The organism is Kitasatospora sp. NBC_01287, assembly GCF_026340565.1.
GTDB lineage: Bacteria > Actinomycetota > Actinomycetes > Streptomycetales > Streptomycetaceae > Kitasatospora.
In genome coordinates, this window is the sequence record NZ_JAPEPB010000001.1 from 8,478,668 (window position 1) to 8,494,840 (window position 16,173).

35 protein-coding genes are annotated in these 16,173 nt (G+C 68.6%); 5 read left to right on the forward strand and 30 right to left on the reverse strand.

Going from position 1 to position 16,173, the window contains the following annotated elements:
* Window positions 1–13 precede the first annotated feature (13 nt).
* From terL to OG455_RS36470, 30 genes are all read right to left on the reverse strand, one after another.
* Window positions 14–1,621: a phage terminase large subunit gene (gene terL, locus OG455_RS36325; protein WP_266300534.1), complete on the reverse strand. Its 1,608-nt coding sequence runs from the start codon at window positions 1,619–1,621 to the stop codon at window positions 14–16.
* Between the two features lie 10 nt (window positions 1,622–1,631).
* The gene (locus OG455_RS36330; RefSeq protein WP_266300535.1) at window positions 1,632–2,201 is read right to left on the reverse strand and encodes a hypothetical protein; all 570 of its coding nucleotides are present in this window, start codon (window positions 2,199–2,201) and stop codon (window positions 1,632–1,634) included.
* A 62-nt stretch (window positions 2,202–2,263) separates the two neighbouring features.
* Window positions 2,264–2,503, reverse strand: coding sequence for a hypothetical protein (locus tag OG455_RS36335; protein WP_266300536.1), 240 nt, complete (start codon window positions 2,501–2,503; stop codon window positions 2,264–2,266).
* A gap of 26 nt (window positions 2,504–2,529) precedes the next feature.
* Window positions 2,530–2,700: a hypothetical protein gene (locus OG455_RS36340; protein ID WP_266300537.1), complete on the reverse strand. Its 171-nt coding sequence runs from the start codon at window positions 2,698–2,700 to the stop codon at window positions 2,530–2,532.
* Between the two features lie 30 nt (window positions 2,701–2,730).
* A complete protein-coding gene (locus OG455_RS36345) occupies window positions 2,731–2,991 on the reverse strand; it encodes a hypothetical protein (protein WP_266300538.1) in 261 nt (86 codons plus the stop codon).
* 9 nt (window positions 2,992–3,000) lie between these two features.
* On the reverse strand, window positions 3,001–3,186 hold the full coding sequence (locus OG455_RS36350; protein ID WP_266300539.1) for a hypothetical protein: 186 nt from the start codon (window positions 3,184–3,186) through the stop codon (window positions 3,001–3,003).
* A gap of 257 nt (window positions 3,187–3,443) precedes the next feature.
* Window positions 3,444–3,680, reverse strand: coding sequence for a hypothetical protein (locus tag OG455_RS36355; protein ID WP_266300540.1), 237 nt, complete (start codon window positions 3,678–3,680; stop codon window positions 3,444–3,446).
* 112 nt (window positions 3,681–3,792) lie between these two features.
* Window positions 3,793–4,590, reverse strand: coding sequence for a hypothetical protein (locus tag OG455_RS36360; RefSeq protein ID WP_266300541.1), 798 nt, complete (start codon window positions 4,588–4,590; stop codon window positions 3,793–3,795).
* A gap of 313 nt (window positions 4,591–4,903) precedes the next feature.
* Complete coding sequence (locus OG455_RS36365; RefSeq protein WP_266300542.1) at window positions 4,904–5,086, reverse strand: hypothetical protein; 183 nt, start codon at window positions 5,084–5,086, stop codon at window positions 4,904–4,906.
* A 5-nt stretch (window positions 5,087–5,091) separates the two neighbouring features.
* A complete protein-coding gene (locus OG455_RS36370; RefSeq protein ID WP_266300543.1) occupies window positions 5,092–5,244 on the reverse strand; it encodes a hypothetical protein in 153 nt (50 codons plus the stop codon).
* A gap of 13 nt (window positions 5,245–5,257) precedes the next feature.
* Window positions 5,258–5,911 carry a restriction endonuclease gene (locus OG455_RS36375; RefSeq protein WP_266300544.1) on the reverse strand — a complete coding sequence of 218 codons (654 nt, stop codon included), beginning with the start codon at window positions 5,909–5,911 and terminating at the stop codon, window positions 5,258–5,260.
* Window positions 5,912–5,970: 59 nt separating this feature from the next.
* Window positions 5,971–6,498 (reverse strand): hypothetical protein, encoded by a 528-nt coding sequence (locus tag OG455_RS36380; protein WP_266300545.1) that lies wholly within the window; start codon window positions 6,496–6,498, stop codon window positions 5,971–5,973.
* 13 nt (window positions 6,499–6,511) lie between these two features.
* Window positions 6,512–8,476, reverse strand: coding sequence for an FtsK/SpoIIIE domain-containing protein (locus OG455_RS36385; RefSeq protein ID WP_266300546.1), 1,965 nt, complete (start codon window positions 8,474–8,476; stop codon window positions 6,512–6,514).
* Window positions 8,477–8,506: 30 nt separating this feature from the next.
* Window positions 8,507–9,502 carry a DUF2637 domain-containing protein gene (locus tag OG455_RS36390; RefSeq protein WP_266300547.1) on the reverse strand — a complete coding sequence of 332 codons (996 nt, stop codon included), beginning with the start codon at window positions 9,500–9,502 and terminating at the stop codon, window positions 8,507–8,509.
* 34 nt (window positions 9,503–9,536) lie between these two features.
* On the reverse strand, window positions 9,537–9,803 hold the full coding sequence (locus OG455_RS36395) for a hypothetical protein (RefSeq protein WP_266300548.1): 267 nt from the start codon (window positions 9,801–9,803) through the stop codon (window positions 9,537–9,539).
* Between the two features lie 21 nt (window positions 9,804–9,824).
* Window positions 9,825–10,049 carry a hypothetical protein gene (locus OG455_RS36400; protein ID WP_266300549.1) on the reverse strand — a complete coding sequence of 75 codons (225 nt, stop codon included), beginning with the start codon at window positions 10,047–10,049 and terminating at the stop codon, window positions 9,825–9,827.
* A gap of 90 nt (window positions 10,050–10,139) precedes the next feature.
* Window positions 10,140–10,370, reverse strand: a complete 231-nt coding sequence (locus OG455_RS36405; RefSeq protein ID WP_266300550.1) for a hypothetical protein — start codon at window positions 10,368–10,370, stop codon at window positions 10,140–10,142.
* A gap of 58 nt (window positions 10,371–10,428) precedes the next feature.
* Window positions 10,429–10,611, reverse strand: a complete 183-nt coding sequence (locus OG455_RS36410) for a hypothetical protein (RefSeq protein WP_266300551.1) — start codon at window positions 10,609–10,611, stop codon at window positions 10,429–10,431.
* A 37-nt stretch (window positions 10,612–10,648) separates the two neighbouring features.
* Window positions 10,649–10,831 (reverse strand): hypothetical protein, encoded by a 183-nt coding sequence (locus OG455_RS36415; protein ID WP_266300552.1) that lies wholly within the window; start codon window positions 10,829–10,831, stop codon window positions 10,649–10,651.
* Between the two features lie 95 nt (window positions 10,832–10,926).
* On the reverse strand, window positions 10,927–11,145 hold the full coding sequence (locus OG455_RS36420; protein WP_266300553.1) for a hypothetical protein: 219 nt from the start codon (window positions 11,143–11,145) through the stop codon (window positions 10,927–10,929).
* A gap of 1 nt (window position 11,146) precedes the next feature.
* A complete protein-coding gene (locus tag OG455_RS36425) occupies window positions 11,147–11,587 on the reverse strand; it encodes a hypothetical protein (protein WP_266300554.1) in 441 nt (146 codons plus the stop codon).
* Between the two features lie 91 nt (window positions 11,588–11,678).
* The gene (locus OG455_RS36430) at window positions 11,679–11,924 is read right to left on the reverse strand and encodes a hypothetical protein (protein ID WP_266300555.1); all 246 of its coding nucleotides are present in this window, start codon (window positions 11,922–11,924) and stop codon (window positions 11,679–11,681) included.
* 179 nt (window positions 11,925–12,103) lie between these two features.
* Window positions 12,104–12,301, reverse strand: coding sequence for a hypothetical protein (locus tag OG455_RS36435; RefSeq protein ID WP_266300556.1), 198 nt, complete (start codon window positions 12,299–12,301; stop codon window positions 12,104–12,106).
* Between the two features lie 185 nt (window positions 12,302–12,486).
* Entirely contained in the window at window positions 12,487–12,615 is a 129-nt protein-coding gene (locus tag OG455_RS36440; protein WP_266300557.1) for a hypothetical protein, read from the reverse strand.
* On the reverse strand, window positions 12,612–12,737 hold the full coding sequence (locus OG455_RS36445; protein ID WP_266300558.1) for a hypothetical protein: 126 nt from the start codon (window positions 12,735–12,737) through the stop codon (window positions 12,612–12,614). The genes OG455_RS36440 and OG455_RS36445 overlap by 4 nt, the downstream gene beginning before the upstream one ends.
* Window positions 12,734–12,895, reverse strand: a complete 162-nt coding sequence (locus OG455_RS36450) for a hypothetical protein (protein WP_266300559.1) — start codon at window positions 12,893–12,895, stop codon at window positions 12,734–12,736. The genes OG455_RS36445 and OG455_RS36450 overlap by 4 nt, the downstream gene beginning before the upstream one ends.
* Complete coding sequence (locus tag OG455_RS36455; RefSeq protein ID WP_266300560.1) at window positions 12,892–13,140, reverse strand: hypothetical protein; 249 nt, start codon at window positions 13,138–13,140, stop codon at window positions 12,892–12,894. The genes OG455_RS36450 and OG455_RS36455 overlap by 4 nt, the downstream gene beginning before the upstream one ends.
* Window positions 13,137–13,355: a hypothetical protein gene (locus OG455_RS36460; protein WP_266300561.1), complete on the reverse strand. Its 219-nt coding sequence runs from the start codon at window positions 13,353–13,355 to the stop codon at window positions 13,137–13,139. Before OG455_RS36460 ends, OG455_RS36455 begins: the two co-directional genes overlap by 4 nt.
* Window positions 13,352–13,510 (reverse strand): hypothetical protein, encoded by a 159-nt coding sequence (locus OG455_RS36465; RefSeq protein WP_266300562.1) that lies wholly within the window; start codon window positions 13,508–13,510, stop codon window positions 13,352–13,354. The genes OG455_RS36460 and OG455_RS36465 overlap by 4 nt, the downstream gene beginning before the upstream one ends.
* Window positions 13,510–13,827, reverse strand: a complete 318-nt coding sequence (locus tag OG455_RS36470; protein ID WP_266300563.1) for a helix-turn-helix domain-containing protein — start codon at window positions 13,825–13,827, stop codon at window positions 13,510–13,512. The genes OG455_RS36465 and OG455_RS36470 overlap by 1 nt, the downstream gene beginning before the upstream one ends.
* Window positions 13,828–13,898: 71 nt before the next feature.
* Here OG455_RS36470 and OG455_RS36475 point away from each other — a divergent pair, with 71 nt between their 5' ends.
* The 5 genes from OG455_RS36475 (at window position 13,899) to OG455_RS36495 (ending at window position 16,108) form a co-directional block, all read left to right on the forward strand.
* Entirely contained in the window at window positions 13,899–14,441 is a 543-nt protein-coding gene (locus OG455_RS36475) for a UTRA domain-containing protein (RefSeq protein WP_266300564.1), read from the forward strand.
* A gap of 3 nt (window positions 14,442–14,444) precedes the next feature.
* Window positions 14,445–15,260 carry a GntR family transcriptional regulator gene (locus OG455_RS36480; RefSeq protein WP_266300565.1) on the forward strand — a complete coding sequence of 272 codons (816 nt, stop codon included), beginning with the start codon at window positions 14,445–14,447 and terminating at the stop codon, window positions 15,258–15,260.
* A 94-nt stretch (window positions 15,261–15,354) separates the two neighbouring features.
* Window positions 15,355–15,477 (forward strand): hypothetical protein, encoded by a 123-nt coding sequence (locus OG455_RS36485; RefSeq protein ID WP_266300566.1) that lies wholly within the window; start codon window positions 15,355–15,357, stop codon window positions 15,475–15,477.
* 93 nt (window positions 15,478–15,570) lie between these two features.
* The gene (locus tag OG455_RS36490) at window positions 15,571–15,852 is read left to right on the forward strand and encodes a hypothetical protein (protein WP_266300567.1); all 282 of its coding nucleotides are present in this window, start codon (window positions 15,571–15,573) and stop codon (window positions 15,850–15,852) included.
* Entirely contained in the window at window positions 15,845–16,108 is a 264-nt protein-coding gene (locus OG455_RS36495) for a hypothetical protein (RefSeq protein WP_266300568.1), read from the forward strand. The genes OG455_RS36490 and OG455_RS36495 overlap by 8 nt, the downstream gene beginning before the upstream one ends.
* Window positions 16,109–16,173 lie beyond the last annotated feature (65 nt).

Genomic DNA, 16,173 nt, shown 5'->3' on the forward strand with positions numbered 1-16,173 from the left:
GGACCCCCCTTGGTTATCGGCGTGCGGCTCGAAAGGCGGCGTCTCGGGCGGCTTTGTGAATGTCGGCTGGGTCTTCGGGGTTGCCTGGGGTTGCCTGCTCGAGGGCGGGTTCGGCGGCAGGAGCGGTGGCGGCCTCGGCCTTGCGGCGCGCGTACGCCAGCCAGGCTTGGGCGCCGGTGCCGTCGAGGAGCATTTGCGCGAGGGCTTGGCTGGTGGCGTCGACCTGGTCGTCGTGCGCCGCGTTGGGGAACCCTGCAGCCTCGTCGATGAGTTCCTCGGGGTCGAACAGGGCGATCCCCGCCTCCGGGAGGAACACGTTGCCGGCCTCGATGACCGGGGCGACGGCGTTGGCCCGCGCGTACTTCGACTCGGTCGGGTTGATGGCCACGATCCCGGGGATCTTCGACTTGAGAGTGTCGATGATCGCCGTGCCGTTCGCCTTGTCCTCCACGTACTTGGCGGTGGCTTGCGGCCAGCGGGCGGCCATCGCGGTGAATGCGGTGACCGTGTCCGTGAACGAGAGGCGCTTGTGGACCTGGTCGAGGAGGTACACGTTGGCGCCGCGCCGGGCCCACACCTGGCCGACGACGTAGTCGCTGCTCTTGGTGTCTTTGAAGGCCATGTCCCACGACATGACGATCTCGTCCGCCTCGTCGACCCGGTAGGCGTCCGGTCGGTGAGGGTGCTGTGACCACAGGGGGGTGGTGTAGCGGCGCCACCAGTGGCGCTGCCACACGTTCCCCGCATCAGGAGAGGGGCGGCCCTGGTAGAGGGCGTTGAACACCCGGCTGCCGGCCTGAATACGGATTGCTTCCCATTCGGTGTCGGTGCGGCCTCGGGCCGAGGTGAGCCATTGTCCCGGCTCGCGGCCCAGGGGGTCGCTCTCGCCCTTTGTGGGGTCGTGGTCGGCGAGCGCTGGGATGTTGACGACTCGCCAGCGGTGTCCGTCGTCGGCGGCAAGGAACCGTCCGGCGAGGTCGTCTTCGTGCCACCTGGTGTTGATCAGGATGACGGGGGCGCCGGGGGCGAGGCGTGTTGATCCGACGGACTGCCACCAGCCCCATACCCGGTCCCGGTAGTAGGCGGAGTCGGCCTGTGATTTGTCGGAGAACGGGTCGTCGATAACGAGGGCCTCGGCGGGTTTGCCGGTGAGGCCGCCGCCGATGCCGACGCAGACGATGCCGCCGCGGTGCCCTTCGAGTTGCCACCGTTTAGCGGATCCGTAGTCGCGGGCGATCCGCAGGCCGATGTCGAAAGTTCCTTCGTCGCCGTCGTTGACGGTGATCCAGTTGCGGACGTCGCGGCCGAAACCTTCGGCGAGAGGCTGGCTGTAGGAGACGATCGCGATGCGGAGTTCGGGGTCGCGGGCGAGCGCCCACAGCGATCCGATCTTCGTGACGCGGCTCGACTTGCCCTCTTGGGGCGGCAGGCTGATGATCAGCCGGGCGCCGGGGGTCGAGTAGGCCCAGGCGATCTCACGGTCGATCCGGTCGAGTGCCGGGGTCTGCACTGTGGTGGGGTCGACCAGGGCGGCCAGGTCGCCGGGGGTCGACCACTGTGGTTGCCCGTCGCCGCGTTCCAGCTTGTCGGCCAGCAGTGTCATTGCGTCGAGCCGTGGCACGGCTCACCGCCTATCCGGAGACGGCCCTGAGCTTTCGGGCCATGACCTGCTTGACCTTGACGGCTTGATCGCCGGTGATTCCGATTGCGGCGAGTCCGGCTTGGACGGCGTCCATCAGCAGCTTCGCCTTGCTTTCTTCGATGCGGGCGAGCCGGCCGTCGATGTCGAGGCGGGCGATGGTGGACAGGACGGTGTTGGCCCGGTCCATGGCCCGTTCGTACATTTGCACCTCAGCGCGGAGCTGTTCAGCCCCGGCGTGGCCTTCGTACCGGATTTCGTCTCCGAGGCGGTTGACGAGGGCGGCGGTGGCTTTCTGCCAGGCGACGACCTGGCCTGCGAGCTGGGACAGGGCGGTGAGGGGGTCGTCGACTGGGGTGACGTCGAGTTCGGCGAGTACCACCTGGACCTCCCGATCGGCCTTGATCTTCGCGGCTTTGATCTTCTGCCCGCCGGTGTTCCCGCCGTGGAGGCGGCAATGTCCGATTCCTGGGTGTGGCGTACCCCAGCCTGCGGCGAGGGTGCAGAACTCCTTCGAGTCCTCTTGTCTCGTCTTCGCGCCGCACTTGGGCTTCTCCGACACGGTGCCGCCTTCCTGGGCGGCTCGCCTGCTGGGAGAGAGTCTGGCGTCGTCGCGCCCCATGGTCAGGCGGTGGGCGGGGTGTTGAGGTTCTTGGCGTCGTCGACGGCCTCGGTGACCAGCTGTTCGGCGTCGGTCTTCACCTCGTCGACGACCGGCTTCGCGTCCTGGGCGACCTGCATCTCGTCGGCGTGAGCCTCGGTGGCGAGGGTGGTCTCGTCGCCGTGGAGCTTGTCGAGGACGGCGTGGAATTTGGTGACGAGGGAGTTGAACTCTGCGCGGAGCTCGTCGGCAATCTTGGACATCGTGATCTCCTTGCGGTGAGGGTGGGTTACTTCGTGTCGCCGGCGCACCGCTTGCACGGCGCCTGCCTGTGGTGCACGTGGCAGGACAGGTCGCGCACCGGCTCGTAACGGGGCGCGGGCCCGTTGTAGAACGCGTACTGGCGGGCGAGCTTGCGGGACGCGTAGCGTCGCTGCGAGCGGGTGGGGAGAACGAGCATGAGGGAGTGCTCCTTCGCGGTGAGGGTCGGTCAGTGCCTGGCGTTGCGTACGGCTGCGGCGGTGGGCGGGTCGTCGGGGTGGTGGTGGCGGCAGACGACCCAGTTGGTGCCGTCCACTGGGTGCCGGGCGATTCGCCAGCAACCGCGGACGTGGCAGTTGTGGCGGCGCCACATGCTGATGAGGCCGCCGATGATGGCGAGTTCGCTCACGTCGGAGCCGACACCGGACCAGAGGAGGTATGCGGGGCCGGACGGGTTGTCGAGGCCGAAGAAGTGCGCGAGCCAGTGCACGGCGCCTCCTCAGTCGGGCAGGAAGTCGGCGGTGCGGCCGCGGGATTGGCAGGGTTCCGCGTTGTGCCACCACTTGGTTTCACCAAGCCACGCTGGCTGCCCGCAGCGGGTGCAGGTTCCGGGGATCGGGTCCCAGTCGTCAGGCGGCGTGAACGGGGCGTCGAGGGCGCGGGTGGCCTGGTCGTGCTGGGTCACTCGGCTCCTGCTGATCGTGCGTGGAGGAGGGCGCATCGGGTGGAGCAGTATTCGCCGTCCATGTCTGGTGGGATGCGGTGCCCGCACCACAGGCAGTCGGCCACCGTGTGCTCCTCCCTTGAGGGTTGTGGGGTCCCGTGGTCGGCGTCGGCGCCCTCGGAGTGCCGGACAACTACGGGACCCCCCGGGCCCTGCGCCACCCTCGGGACGCGGGCCGTCCCGCCTCGACGCCCGCAGGGGGTGCGGGCCGGCGGGAGTTAGGCGGCTGCGGCGCGAGGCTGGTAGGACGCTGCGGCCTCGCGGACTTCCGGCAGGGAGTACATGGTCCGGTAGAGGTGGCCCTGGCCAGAGGGGCGGCCGTCACCGGGGAAGCGGTGGATCTTTCCGCGCCGCGCCCACTGACGAAGCACCTGCTGCGGAACGCCGGTCTCCGCCTCGGCCTCGTGTGCGTAGACGAGATGCTCGGGGACGACTTCGAGAAGGACACGGTCCACGGACACCCCCGGACATGCGTGAAGGCCCCCACCGATGGTGGAGGCCTTCCAGGTTCTGGGCGCAGTAGTACTGCTGGATCGGAGTGTGACACCTCCCCGGGGATCTTGTCCACTACGCGGAAAGCGTGGCCTCGTCGTCGGTCCAGCCAGTCCACGGTGCGTTCAGGCGCGCAAGGTACCTCAGGTGGTCGATGTAGAAGAGCTGGTGACCACGAGAGTTGTAGCCGACGGGGGAGATTCGCCCTCGATGAACCCAGCCGTGAAGCGTGCTCTTCTTGACGCCGAGACGCGTGCAACCATCTGCGGCGGTGACCATCTCCGTCGTGGCTGGTGGCGGGAGTTCGACGGCGTAGCGAGGATGCACCCATCCCAGAGTCGGCCACGCCGGGTCGGGAGAGCCGTGTTGGTCCCGCACAGTCGAGATATGGGAAAGGAGATCCGAGGCCGGGGTGAAGTACTCCTGGTTCGCGGCGATCCGAAGGTGCGCGAACTGCGTGTGCCGTTCAGCTTCAAGTGCGTAACCGCCGGGTTCGAACGCCATGATCTCGTCGGGCAGGAGGCTCCGAAAGCGCTTCACGGGCGAAGCAGTGGTGCCGATCTTGATTGCTTCGCTGCGGCGTATGTAGTAGACGATCGCGCCAGTGGTCGGGTGGACAGTGTCAGCATGGCCGGACTGGGTTCCCATCGACCTGCTCCGCACCTGCTTCTGACGTCCAAGCTGGATGGCAATCGCGATGGTCGCCTCGTTCAGCTCGACGCCCCCGCCCTGCATGTCCCGGAGGACGGCCGCGATGTATGGAAAGGCCGGATCCGACGTGTCGACCAGCTCAATTAGGCCCGCCATGCTTGGTCGGACGCCGTAGTTGCCGTCGCTGATTTCGTTGGGGGTGAATGGGCTAGTCTGGCCCACGTCGACTCCTATGCAGTCGGCCAAACCCCGGGACGGTTACCGCCGTCGCCGGGGTACTGTTGTAGGCCAATTATCGCATGTCACAGCACAGTTGGAGTTGAGTGACAGCCACCCAGCTCAGCCCTCCTCGGGTGCCCATTCGCTGCGATAGTCGGGGTAGCTCATCGAGGCAACTGCTTCCCGGTCAGGGCGATCCAGACTTCCGCAGGCGTCATGGTCGGATTGGGGTCACCAGCCAGTGCGCGGAGCATGGCACGGATCCCATTCCTGATCTCGCGGAGGCATGTCCGCGGGAACGCCACCAGATCGCCGGTCACTGATGGGCCTCGGCGACCTCGGCTGCGGCGAGGAGCTGTGCGGCCAGGTCTCGCGCCTCAGCGATGCTGAAGCCGCGGACTACCGCGCCGTGCCGTATCTCCTCGGGGAAGAGCGTGGCGCTCACTCGGACTTCGCCCGCGGGCATCGCATCGACTCGGAACGGGTTCGTGGGTGTCATGCTGTTCATCCTCTCGCGGGTGCGGCCGTTTCGGGGCTGCCCCATTCGCCGAGCACGATGTCTTCGTGGGGGCCGTGGTGGCCGGGCGGCAGGTTGCAGATGGCGGTGCAGAGTTCGCCGCCGAGTTGGATGGTGGCGGTGGCGGGGCAGTCGGTCATGCGGTCCAGGATGTCACTGCCAGGGTGCGGCCCCGGTTCGGCTCGCCCAGCGGGCCAGGGCGTTCCCATCGAGGGTGCGGATGCCGACCTGCGTCGCGTAGGAGCGTGCTGCGGGGGTGAACGTGGAGGTGGTGACGACGGCTGCGATGTCTGCGCCATGGATCTGCCGGGCGGTGCCGCCGACCTTCTGTACGTCACCGGAGCCGACTTTGGTGGTGAGTGCGTAGCGCTTGGCTTGGATGACGAGGCGTCGGCCGTCGGGAAGGGTGGCGATGACGTCGGCACCGAGGTCCCCTGCGCCGCCGACCACTTGGACGTTGGTGCAGCCGTCGCGGCGGCACAGGGCGGCGAGGGCGTGCTCGAACTGGCCCGGTGTCATGGCCTGGTAGCTGCCGATGCTAGCGCTGGCCATGCGCGGCCGCATGGTGGCCGGCCTGCGCGGTGCCCGGACGATGCGCCGAACACGGCGGGGCTTCATGAACCACAGCCCGGCAACGGCCAGGACCAGGATCGGGATCCCGATGGTGGGGGAGCCGATCGCGACCAGCACGCTGGCGGTGAGGATGACGGGCGGGGAGAACAGCCCGTACCTGCGGCGTGGTCGACGGATGGTAGTGCGGCGGCGCCCTGGCCGGTAGTTGGTGCGGCGTCGACGCGGTGCGGCCACAGAGTCCCCCTCGGTGTGAGGTTCCAGTGTGGTGCACCGCGCCGACGGGTGGGCGGTGTTCAGCTGATCGTGCTGCTGGTCGTGTGGTTGCTCGCCGAATTGATGGAGCCGGTTGCCCGGCCGAGCCAGCCGGTAGCGGTGTTCGTGACGTGCTGGTGGTACTCCTCACGGCGGTTGATGTGGTTGACGATCCGCTTGGGTGCCTTGGCCTTCCCGATCGCCATCAGCGCCGCAGCGGCAAGGAGGGTACCGGCCCCGACGCCGGCGGCCGCGACGGCTGACACGAGTTCAGCGGCGCCGACGCCGACTCCGGCGGCGAGGATGCCTCCGCCGGCGAGCATCGCGCCGCGGCCGACCATCTGGGCGGCTTGCGGGTCGGCGAGCATCTGGGGCTGGGCGTAGATGATCGGCGGGTGCCCGTAGTAGGGGGTGCCGTCGACACCGATGATGACGCCGGGAACGGCGGGGCTCGCAGCGGGGATGATCGTGGGCTGCGGGGGTGGCACGTATGGGGCGAGCTGGGCGGGGATCGTGGTGTTCGGCTCGAGCAGTGTCGTGATCGTCGCGGGGGCGGTGTCCTGATACATGAGGGTCTCCTGGTCAGTCATCGGAATCGGTAGCGGTGTCGGGTAGGTAGAACTGCTCAGCGCGGCCGGCCTTGCGGACCTGGACCCCGCGGGTCAGCCACTCCTCGGTGGCCCGGCGCACGGTGTCACGGGAGTTGAACGGCCCCCCGTCCACCAGGTCGTCCTTGGTGGCGTAACCCCGGTCGGCGCACAGGCGGCAGAACACCCGGTACAGGTCGGGCCAGTCGTTGCGACCAACCGCCGAACCGTCCGGGAATACCAGCTCAGGCTCGGCGGGAGCCGCATCGGCCGGCACGGACTTCAGCATCCGCACCTTCGGCTCCGTCACCACCACCGCTGGCCCGCGGTGACCAGCCTGAAAGTAGTGCCCGACGTCCGCACCGATGTCCGCGTCGGTGACGTACTCGGCCCGACACTGCGGAGGGTCCACCAACGGCATCTCCGGAGCACCCAGGTAGAACTCGCCCGGCCTGGTCAGCTCCTCCGGCTTCCAGCCCTTCCCGGTGCAGCCGCTGCCGAAGATGAATTGTGTGTGCCCGGCCTCGCCGACCCGCGTAGAGATCCGGTTGGCGTAGTTCCCGCGCGCATCGGTGTTGCCGCCGAAAACCTTGGCGGAGGGCTGCTGCGTGGCGGAGATGAATTGGATGCCGAGGAAACGGGCCATCGCCAGCAGACTCTCGTAGGTGGTGGAGATCTTCGGCTCGGCAGGCTCGGGGTCCTCACTGACCTTGCGGATCTCTGCTTCCAGCTTGCGAAGCTCCTCGTCCTGGCGGATCAGCTCGGCCAGCTCGTCAGTGACGATCCACCAGGCGGGCCCGTGGACGCCGGGGATCCACTTGCGGACCGGGCCGCGGCCGGAGGCCATCGAGCTGGCGGACAAGTCCGCGAGGAATGCGCCGCGCCGGTCGCACTCTGCCCGGATGAACTGGAGCAGGTCGCGGGCTTCCTCCGGGGTGCGGGCGAGCCTGCGCAGCGTCGGCTCCCATGGGCCGAGTTCGGGGGCGCCCGGCTTCATGTCGATGCCGAACAGTTCGGCGTGCTGCTTCCGGAGGAGCTTCTTGATGATCAGGTTGACGAGGCCGGATTTCCCGAAATCCGAAGCGCCGGCGACGAGGGTGTGCCGGTACAGCATCGTGAGATACACGGGCTCCCCGGTTTCGTCCCAGCCGATCCGGATCGGATCGGCCAGGTCATCGCTCTCGTCATCGGCGTACGGGATGACATCGTCGAAGAACGGGTTGTGCTGAAGCGCCTCGTAGACGCTGTCGACCTCGACCGGCTGGCCACTCTCCGCCAGGGCCTCGTTGTTCGGGTCCTCCGGCTTCGGCGTGCCCGCGAACTGCCGGGCGCGGCGTGTTCCCGTCTCCGGCCCGATGGCAGCCGCTGTCTCGGCGGGGCGCGCCGGGTGCTTGTGGCCCTTGCCGTGCTCGGCCAGCCACGGCACGTACGCCGCATAGGCGAGTGCGGTGCTGATTGCCGCCACGGTGAGCGAGGCCGCGTCAGGCCCGAATCCGGTCCCGGCTGCCACGTCGCCGAACGCCACCGCGAGGCCGGCTCCCGCGCCGTACAGGTGCTGGTGCTTGTGCTTAAGCCCGTGCGCGGCTGCGGTGCCGGAGCCGGCGGCGAGCGCCAGGTAGCCGGCGGCTTCCCAGCCGGCGCCCGGTGTGCCGTGTTGCCACCAGCCGAGTGTGGTGAGGGCGGCGATGGTGGCGGCGGGGGCGAGTTCCCACCGGTGGGCGAGCGCCCAGTTGGTGGCGCGGATGACGACCGTGGTGCAGGAGATGAAGAATCGGGTGCGGCGGGGTCGTGGCGACGATGACGGCGGGTACGGAGAGTTCCCATACGTGTCCCGATTTGTGACGGTCTGTGAGCGATTGCCCCCTGTCGTCGTCGGGGCCGTCGCCACGGTCGTCGAGATCGTCGTACGGGGGCCCGGCAGGTCGGCCGGGGCCGGCGCGTAGCCGATGTACTGGGCCATCAGAAGTACTCCTTCGGTGGTCGCGGCTGATCAGGAGCCGGTCAGGGGGCGGACGTTCTGGGAGCCGAGTGCGGCCAGCGCCGGGTCGTCCTTCTCGATCTCAAGCCGGCGGGCGTTGGCGAACTGGCGGGAGTGCGGGAGCTTCGCTGCCTTCAGTGCGGCGACCATCTCGGATTCCAGAGGGCGCTTCTGGTTCGTTTCGTAGAGCGCTTTGATGGCGTCGCGTGCGGCGTCTCGGAGGTTGCCCTTGGGGCGCTTTGTGGCGGCCGGTCGGGGCGCCTTGGTGGCGGTGGTTGTGGCGGGGGCGGGGCGCTGCGGGGGCGCCACGACGGGCGGTGTTGGGGCGCTCTGGTGGCGCTTCGTCAGGCTCACCGGGGCGCTCTGGGCGGCGCCTTGAGAGCGCTTCACGAGACTGACGGTGGCGCCTTGCGTGGCGCTCTGCGCGGGCGACCAGGGCGCCATCGTGGCGGTTGCCGGGGCGCTCCGGGTGGTGGCCGGGGCGCTGGTTCGGGGCGCCTTGGCGGCGCCTGGCGTGGCGCTCTGGGAGCTGCGCTGGAGCGCCACGCTAGCGGCGTCCGTGGCGCTCGGGAGGTACGCCGATTCATGGTCGACGGGCGTCACTTCGTCGTGATCGGAGAGCAGCGAGTGGACCTGGCGCATCAGTGCGCCGAAGGCCAGCAGAGCGGCGGTCGGTGGGACTGCGGCGGTGACGTACGCGAGCGGGTCGTGGCCGCCGACGCCGAAAACGTTGAGGGCGATGGAGCCGCCGGATCCGACGACGGTGAGTCCGATGGCCCACCAGTCTGTGGCGCGGGCGAGGGAGGCGCGGAGCATGAGGAGTTCGCCGGCGACGATGAACAGGTCGAGGGTGGCGGGCCACGCCCAGGAGCGGGCCGGGGACTGGCCGAGGCCGTGTGCGGCGGCGACGGCGTGCAGGTGGGCGTAGGAGAGCCAGAACGCGGCGACTGTGAGGGCGATGATGACGAGCGCTGCGCCGAGGGCGAGGCGTTCGCGGTGGGCGGTCACGGCGGCGGTTCTCCTTCGAGTGGTTGGTGGTGGGTTAGGCGGGGATCTGGGGGCCGGTGGCCGTGGTGAGCGGTGTGGGCTTGGGTCGGTGGCCGGTGATCCAGGTGGCGATTGCGGCGCCGGCGAGGAACGTGATGATCGGGTGGGCGCGGTGGGGTCGGTGTCGGGCGAGGAGGATCAGGGCGGCGGCGGTGAGGTCGAGGGTGAGGTTGGCGGCGAGCCAGGTGCTGGCGGTGATGGCGGCGGTGCCGAGTGCGGGCCAGGCGATGCTGAGAAGGAGGAAGGCAAAGAGGGCGCGCATGACGGGCTCCTGGTGGGGTGGCTAGAGGTCGATGGGGTCGTGGCGGCCGCAGCGGGTGTTTTCGATGACCGTGTGGACGTGTTCGCCACAGTTGGCGCAGTAGCCGTGGCAGTGGGCGTCGACCCGGCCGGCGCGCCGTTCGCGCCAGGTGCCTGACGGCTCGTAGTCGGTCCAGTTGCCGCGGAAGGCGTAGGAGCCGCAGGTGCAGCGGAGGGCGAGGTCGTTTCCTGCCTTGACGGTGATCACGATTGGTGTCCTTTCGAGGCGGCGCGTCTGAGTGCCTGCGGCTGCCGCACAGAGCAGGGGCTGTGCGGCGCCGGCCGGTGCTCAGGCTTGCTACCTGGAGGTGATGGCGAGGTCGACTACGGCGCCGGGCACGTGGAGCAGGGTGGTGAGTCCGGCGGCAAGTGAGCCCAGGGTGTGGGGGGCCGTGACCTGGGTGGTGATCTGCCTGACGCTGACGCCAGCTCCGATGGTGTCGTGCAGTTCGGTGATGAGGGTGCCGGCGTAGTCGCCGAGCGGGACCGGGGTGTCGGCTCCGTCGCGGGTCAGCGACAAGGTGGGCATGGGGTGGTCCTTTGGGGTTGATGGCGGGGCTGTGCGGCGCCGTACGGCGATCAGTTGCTCAGCTGACGCGGGTGAGGTTGATCTCCCACTGCTGGCCTTCGATGAGGATGCGCTTGATCTCTTGGCGGATCTGCTCGTCGGTGGCCTGGTCGTTGGAGACGGGAATGCCGGGATTGCCGACCTGGAACAGGACACGTCCGTGGAAGTCGCGGACGGTGGCGTGGTAGCTGAAGTGCCTCATGTGTGGACTCCCTGTCAGTGGAGGCGCCGTACGGCGATCAGGCATTGGGCTGAGCGAGCGGGGTGTCGCGGTTGGCCCGGTAGAGCGCAGCGAGTTCAGTTCCGTCGGTCGTTCGGGTGGCGAACCGGGCGGTCACCTCGCCGACGATCTGCTTGCACAGGTCGTCGTCTCCGGCGCGGCGGGCACGGCGGTAGGCGTCGGCTGTCTCTCGGGGGTCCATGTCAGCTCCGGGTCGTGATGGTCGGCCGGGTGATGGCTTCGGTGGCGGCGATCAGCACGCCGAGGGCGATGGCGTAGTAGCCGATCCGGTGCACGTCAGTTCTCCGGGGCCACGCGCCAGTGGGGGGTGAGGCCGTTGGCGCGGATGTTGGCGAGTTTCTGGTCGCGGTCGTTGTCGCCGTAGGCGGACCGGCCGCATCCGGTGCAGGGATAGGGCCCGCCGGTGATCTTGGTGCACAGGTAGTCGTGGTAGGGGCTGCCGTCGGGGTGAGAGGCGGTGACGACGTAGATCGGACGGTCCCGGTGCGGGCCCATGTCAGGCCGCGATGAGCTGGTCGACGGAAGCCGGGTAGAGGCGCCGCATCTCCGCTTCGACAGCGGCGGTGACTCGCTGCTGGGCGGCGGCTGCGGCACCGCCGAATGCCCGGTCGTCGGCGTCCCGGTGGTCGACCGCGGTGGGTAGCCGGGTGGTGGTGAGGGGCCCGTTCTGGTACCAGATCGCCCAGGAGCCGCTGCCGCTGTCGGTGATGAGCTGCCCGGCGCGGATGCCTCGGCCGTGGGCGGTGAACGTGTAGGTGACGTGGACGGGGCGGCCGGGCTGCTCGTCGTACTGGCAGTACGGCTTGATCGTGTAGTAGGTGACGCCGATCTGCGCGTTGCGGACGAACTCGTCGTGCTCGGCGCGGATCCGCTTGACCTCGCGGTCGGCGATGATGCGGCTGGCGCCCTTGCGGATGAGGTGGGTGGCGATGTTCATACTGGCGGTGGCCCTTCTGCTCGATGCGGGTGGCAGGGTTGCCCGGGGAGGTCGGTGAGTTTGGCGACCTGGCGGCCGCCCCGGGGTAGTGCTAGCTGCGGGGCGTGAGCTCCGGGATCTCGACGCCGAGCTCCCGGGCAAGGGCCTCGATCACGGCCTCGATTCGGCCGCTGAGCGAGTGGCTGGGGATGGCGTGCCGACGGATCAGGGCCTTCTCGGCGGGGGTGCCGTACGTCGTGGCCTGCTCCAGGAAGCTGTCGGCCACGTAGCCGCGGCGATCAGCTGCAACCATTTGGAGGAGGATCGGGAAGTCGGCGGGGGTGGCAGTGGCGGCCATCGTGGGTTCCCTTGTCTTGTCGGATTTCTATCGGCTTGTGAGGGTATGGGGGGCCTGGGGAGGCCGGCGTTCTTGGTCGGATGGGCGGCCGCCCCGGGGCGCAGTTACTGCTGCGGGTTGACGACGTCGCGGTTGTAGCCGTCGAGGGCCCGGTCGAGTCGCTGGTCGAGGTTCACCGGTCAGACCTTCTTGAGCTGGTCGGGGCGGTAGGCGCGCTCGCCGAGGAGCCATTCGGTGACCTTGTGGTCGATGCCGGCGACGGCGACGAGTTCGTCTCCGGCGGTGTCGACAACTCGGCCGGTGCGGCCGAGAGTCTTGGTGGGCTGTCCTTCGGTGTCGATCACGGTGACTTCGTCGCCGATTCCGAACATGGGCATGACAGTTCCCTTTCGATGTCTATCGGCTGACAGGTTGGCGATCGGCTAGGTAGCCGAGGATCCGGATCAGGTCTTCGGCGTTGCGCTGGACTTGCGGGTCGTCGTGGTCGTGGTCGTGGGGTGCGGGCCTGCCGAGGGCGCGGTGGCGACGGACAGGTTGTCCTCGGCATGGCGATGAAGGGCGCTCACTGGGCGAGTTCGGCGAGGATCTGGTCGGCGAGCTGCTCGGTGTAGCAGTCGGCCTCGGTCGCCTCGGCCTCGTCCGTCCAGAGCCCGTCGGGCGCGTCCTGCCAGGCCTCGGGGGAGACACTCACTGCTGCTCCTGCGGGGTTTCGGGCTTCGGGGGGTTGCCGCCGGGGGTTCCGGTCTCCAGCCAGTCGAGGTGGATCAGTACCGGGGCGGGCGGCGGCTCAGCGGGCGTGTTGCTGGCGTTCACTGGGGTTCCTCGGTGTCGGGCGTGCCTCCGTAGAAGCCGCTGTGCGGGTCGGTGAGGTGGCGGGCGTGGATCAGGAATCCGTCGAAGCGGGCGGGCGGATCCTGCGGGCCCGTGGGGTTACCGCATGCCTGGCAGGGGCTGCCGACCGGGGCGTTCACCGCTGGGCTCCGTTCGGCCTGGGCCGGGCGCGGCAGGTTTCGGCGTGGGCTTGGGACCACGCTTTCGCGTCGCGGATCGGCTGGTCCTGCTCGTAGAGGTGCGGGCCGAGGAACGTGCGAGTGGATCCGCACGGGCTGAAACACCAGGCCGTGACACGGTCGGGGTCGATGTCCTCGATGTCGACGGTGGCGCCGCCGACGGTCAGGTAGCGGGCGATGACGCCGTCGGGCCAGGTGGTGGTCACTGCTGCTCCTTGAGGTTTTCGCCGAACGCGTTCCAGGCGGCGGGCCGGCCGTAGATGTCGCGGGTGGCCCAGGCGCCGATGTCGGGCGCCCCCCAGCCGAAGCGGGGTGCGGAGGGGTGCGGGTAGTCAACGGGTTCGTCGAGCGGGGTGTCGGTGAGGGCTTCGGCGATTTCCCGGGCGGTGAGGCCCATCGTGCGGGCCCGGTCGACGCTCACCGCGGGGCCTCGTCGGCCTGCCGCAGGTGCTCCTTGATCTCGGCGACGGCGTCGGCGCGCTGCTCGCCGGTGAGAGTGAAGTCGGTGAGCGCAGCGGCCGCGGACTGAGCGGCGGCGAGCGGGTCGGTAGGCGGTTGCTCAGCGGGCTCGGCCATCACGCCACCTCACCCAAGTCGTAGATGGCTTGCAGCTTCGCGGCGACCACGGCAACTGGGATGCGAATCGCTCCGCCTCGGCCGGCCTGGCCACGGGACCACTGCTTCCCGTGGCGGATGGCTTCGAGCTCGCCGTCCTTCACCCAGCGGTAGACGGTCGGAACGCTGACCCGGAGAGCTGTTGCCACCTCTCTCACGGTCAGTACAGGGGGGCTCTCCGGGAGCATCTGTGAGCTCTCCAATCGAGTCGTCTCGGATGGGGACGACTCGACTGTATAGCTTCTCTTGAAAGGTTGCAAGGTTCTCTCGCTATCCACGAGCGAACCTTGTGCCCTACCGTGAAAGGCAACAAGGTCGTTCGATCATGATTCGCACAGGGGAGTAGCTCTTGAGCAGGGAACACTGGGCGGAGGACGCAGAGCCGTATCTCCGTCCGGTTGCCACAGGAGAACCCGGCGCCTGGCAACAGGAAGCACAGCAGCACGGGCACAGGGGGGAGCAGCAGCTCACCGAAGTGGGTGAGGTCGTCCCACCTGCCCGCGTGGCTCGCGCGCTGCGCATATCAGGTGGCACCCCAGTTGTCGTGCGCCGTCGGATCATCTCTCTCGACGGCAAAGCAACAGAGCTGACCGACTCCTATTACCCAGCCCACATCGCACGAGGTACCGCCCTAGCCGAGCCCCGGAAGATCCGTGGCGGCGCCGTCACCCTGCTCGCCGAACTCGGCTACGTCGGACACGCCCGGCACGAGGAAGTGATGGCGCGCGAGCCCAGCGACGGGGAGCGGACAGCGCTCGCACTAGACGACAACGAGTGGGTCCTCGATGTCTGCCGACTTGTAGTCAACGCCGACGACGAGCCGTTCGAGGTCACCACCATGACGATGCCTGCACGCGGGCGCACCCTCCACTACATCGCCAAGATCGGCTGACACATGACTGACGAAGACGACGCCAAGGCGCAGGCGAGGCAGGCGAAAGCGGAAGCGCTGGACCGCCTGGGAGCCAATGAGAGCAGCTGGGCTCAGCACGAGCTCGTCGCTAACTACCTGCGGTACGGCATTCTGACTGGCGACTCCCCGCCCGGAAGCAAACTGCTGTCCACGCCGCGGCTGGTTGAGATGTACGGGATCGCACCGCAGACCATCAAGAACGCCAACGACATGCTCGCCGAGGAGGGGCTAGTCCGCAGCCAGCGCGGGAGCGGCATCTTTGTTCAGCCGCCCCGGCAGCGGACGCTTACGCCCGCCAGGTACAAGGAGCCGGCTGCGCCGGGCCAGACCTACCGCTGGCTCGACGAGGCGGCAAAGCAGGGTGATCGCGCGAGTAGCACGCTGCTGGAGGTGGCGGAGGTAGGGCCGCCGGCAGACGCGGCTGCGGCGATGGGGCTGGGTGCGGGCGGTGTGGCGATCCTGCGAGTCCAGATGCTTTCGATGAATGATGAGCCTGCGGAGCTCGTGAAGTCCTACTATCCGGTCGAGATCGCCCGGGGCACGCAGATCGCCGAGAAGAAGAAGATCAAGGGTGGCACCCCGCGCCTGCTGGCAGACATGGGCTACCCACCCGTCCGCTGCGTTGACAAGGTGATGGCCATCCTGCCGACCCCGGAGCACGTCAAGGCCCTCAAGATGCCGGGCAAGCTTCCCGTGCTGCGCACCCTGCGCGTGGTCTACAGCAACAACGACCGGGTCATTGAAGTAACGGAGATGGTGAAGGCCAGCCACCTTTACGCAGTCGAGTACGAGTTCTGATGCTGGCGGAGTAACAGCTTGGCAACTCCCTGATCGCCCGTCAGTCTCTGCTGCGAGGCTGCTCCTGCCCGTCCCCGACAGCAGGAGCAGCACGATGGCCCTCTTCAAGAAGTCCCAGCCCGCCGACGCCGGGGCCGCCCCCCTCGCCGAGTACAAGGTGGTCTACAAGGGCGGCCTGGCGGAGTTGCCGAAGGCGAAGGTCCGGCTCCTCGGCTGACCCAAAGCGACCTCGCGCGCTTTGCTACCCGGTAGCGTGAGCACATCCCGACAGGGAGCCAACCGCCATCGCCGCAGCGAACGGACGCCATCCATGACCGCACAGCCGATCGAGCACTACGGCTCACCGGACAGCCACAGCCCTCAGACGATCCGCGAGTTCCGCGCGGTCCTCACCGGGACGGACCTGGCCCGCTTCAACCGGGAGATCGACGACGTGCCCCTGCACGAGATCCGCCAGTACCTCAAGGGCTGGCAGCACCTGCTCCACCTGCGCACCGTCCCGGAGATCGGGGAGGCGCTGCGCACCGCGTTCGACCGGCCCGGCACGCCGATCGCCGAGATCTTCCCCGAGTGGGAGGACGTCAGTGTCTGACCTGCCCGACATTTTCCTCGACGACGCAGCGCGGGTAGCGGCCATCGCCATGACTCCGGAGCAGCGCAAGAAGCTGCTGCACACACTTCGCAGCCTCCAGCGGGACTCGGAGATCGGTCTGCCGTACACGGCCGGTGACGACCTGTCGGGACGCATCATCGTGGTGCCTGGGGATGACGCCGTCCCGGGGATGACGCTCTCCTACCGGATCGGCGAAGAGCAGATCCGGGTCGTCAACATCCTGGTCGGTCCGTAGAGGGCCGCCCGTGCTGCGGCGGGCTGACGCGCGCCCCTCGGTGCGCCGGTGCGCTCTAGCGCCGG

What these genes read in the sequence shown, in the direction of transcription:
- OG455_RS36335 (WP_266300536.1), bottom strand. Translation starts at nt 2,503, where the DNA reads ATGTCCAAGATTGCCGACGAGCTCCGCGCAGAGTTCAACTCCCTCGTC.
- OG455_RS36340 (WP_266300537.1), bottom strand. Translation starts at nt 2,700, where the DNA reads ATGCTCGTTCTCCCCACCCGCTCGCAGCGACGCTACGCGTCCCGCAAG.
- OG455_RS36365 (WP_266300542.1), bottom strand. Translation starts at nt 5,086, where the DNA reads ATGACACCCACGAACCCGTTCCGAGTCGATGCGATGCCCGCGGGCGAA.
- OG455_RS36370 (WP_266300543.1), bottom strand. Translation starts at nt 5,244, where the DNA reads ATGACCGACTGCCCCGCCACCGCCACCATCCAACTCGGCGGCGAACTC.
- OG455_RS36380 (WP_266300545.1), bottom strand. Translation starts at nt 6,498, where the DNA reads ATGTATCAGGACACCGCCCCCGCGACGATCACGACACTGCTCGAGCCG.
- OG455_RS36385 (WP_266300546.1), bottom strand. Translation starts at nt 8,476, where the DNA reads ATGGCCCAGTACATCGGCTACGCGCCGGCCCCGGCCGACCTGCCGGGC.
- OG455_RS36395 (WP_266300548.1), bottom strand. Translation starts at nt 9,803, where the DNA reads ATGCGCGCCCTCTTTGCCTTCCTCCTTCTCAGCATCGCCTGGCCCGCA.
- OG455_RS36405 (WP_266300550.1), bottom strand. Translation starts at nt 10,370, where the DNA reads ATGCCCACCTTGTCGCTGACCCGCGACGGAGCCGACACCCCGGTCCCG.
- OG455_RS36410 (WP_266300551.1), bottom strand. Translation starts at nt 10,611, where the DNA reads ATGAGGCACTTCAGCTACCACGCCACCGTCCGCGACTTCCACGGACGT.
- OG455_RS36415 (WP_266300552.1), bottom strand. Translation starts at nt 10,831, where the DNA reads ATGGACCCCCGAGAGACAGCCGACGCCTACCGCCGTGCCCGCCGCGCC.
- OG455_RS36420 (WP_266300553.1), bottom strand. Translation starts at nt 11,145, where the DNA reads ATGGGCCCGCACCGGGACCGTCCGATCTACGTCGTCACCGCCTCTCAC.
- OG455_RS36425 (WP_266300554.1), bottom strand. Translation starts at nt 11,587, where the DNA reads ATGAACATCGCCACCCACCTCATCCGCAAGGGCGCCAGCCGCATCATC.
- OG455_RS36430 (WP_266300555.1), bottom strand. Translation starts at nt 11,924, where the DNA reads ATGGCCGCCACTGCCACCCCCGCCGACTTCCCGATCCTCCTCCAAATG.
- OG455_RS36435 (WP_266300556.1), bottom strand. Translation starts at nt 12,301, where the DNA reads ATGCCCATGTTCGGAATCGGCGACGAAGTCACCGTGATCGACACCGAA.
- OG455_RS36465 (WP_266300562.1), bottom strand. Translation starts at nt 13,510, where the DNA reads ATGGCCGAGCCCGCTGAGCAACCGCCTACCGACCCGCTCGCCGCCGCT.
- OG455_RS36480 (WP_266300565.1), top strand. Translation starts at nt 14,445, where the DNA reads ATGACTGACGAAGACGACGCCAAGGCGCAGGCGAGGCAGGCGAAAGCG.
- OG455_RS36485 (WP_266300566.1), top strand. Translation starts at nt 15,355, where the DNA reads ATGGCCCTCTTCAAGAAGTCCCAGCCCGCCGACGCCGGGGCCGCCCCC.
- OG455_RS36490 (WP_266300567.1), top strand. Translation starts at nt 15,571, where the DNA reads ATGACCGCACAGCCGATCGAGCACTACGGCTCACCGGACAGCCACAGC.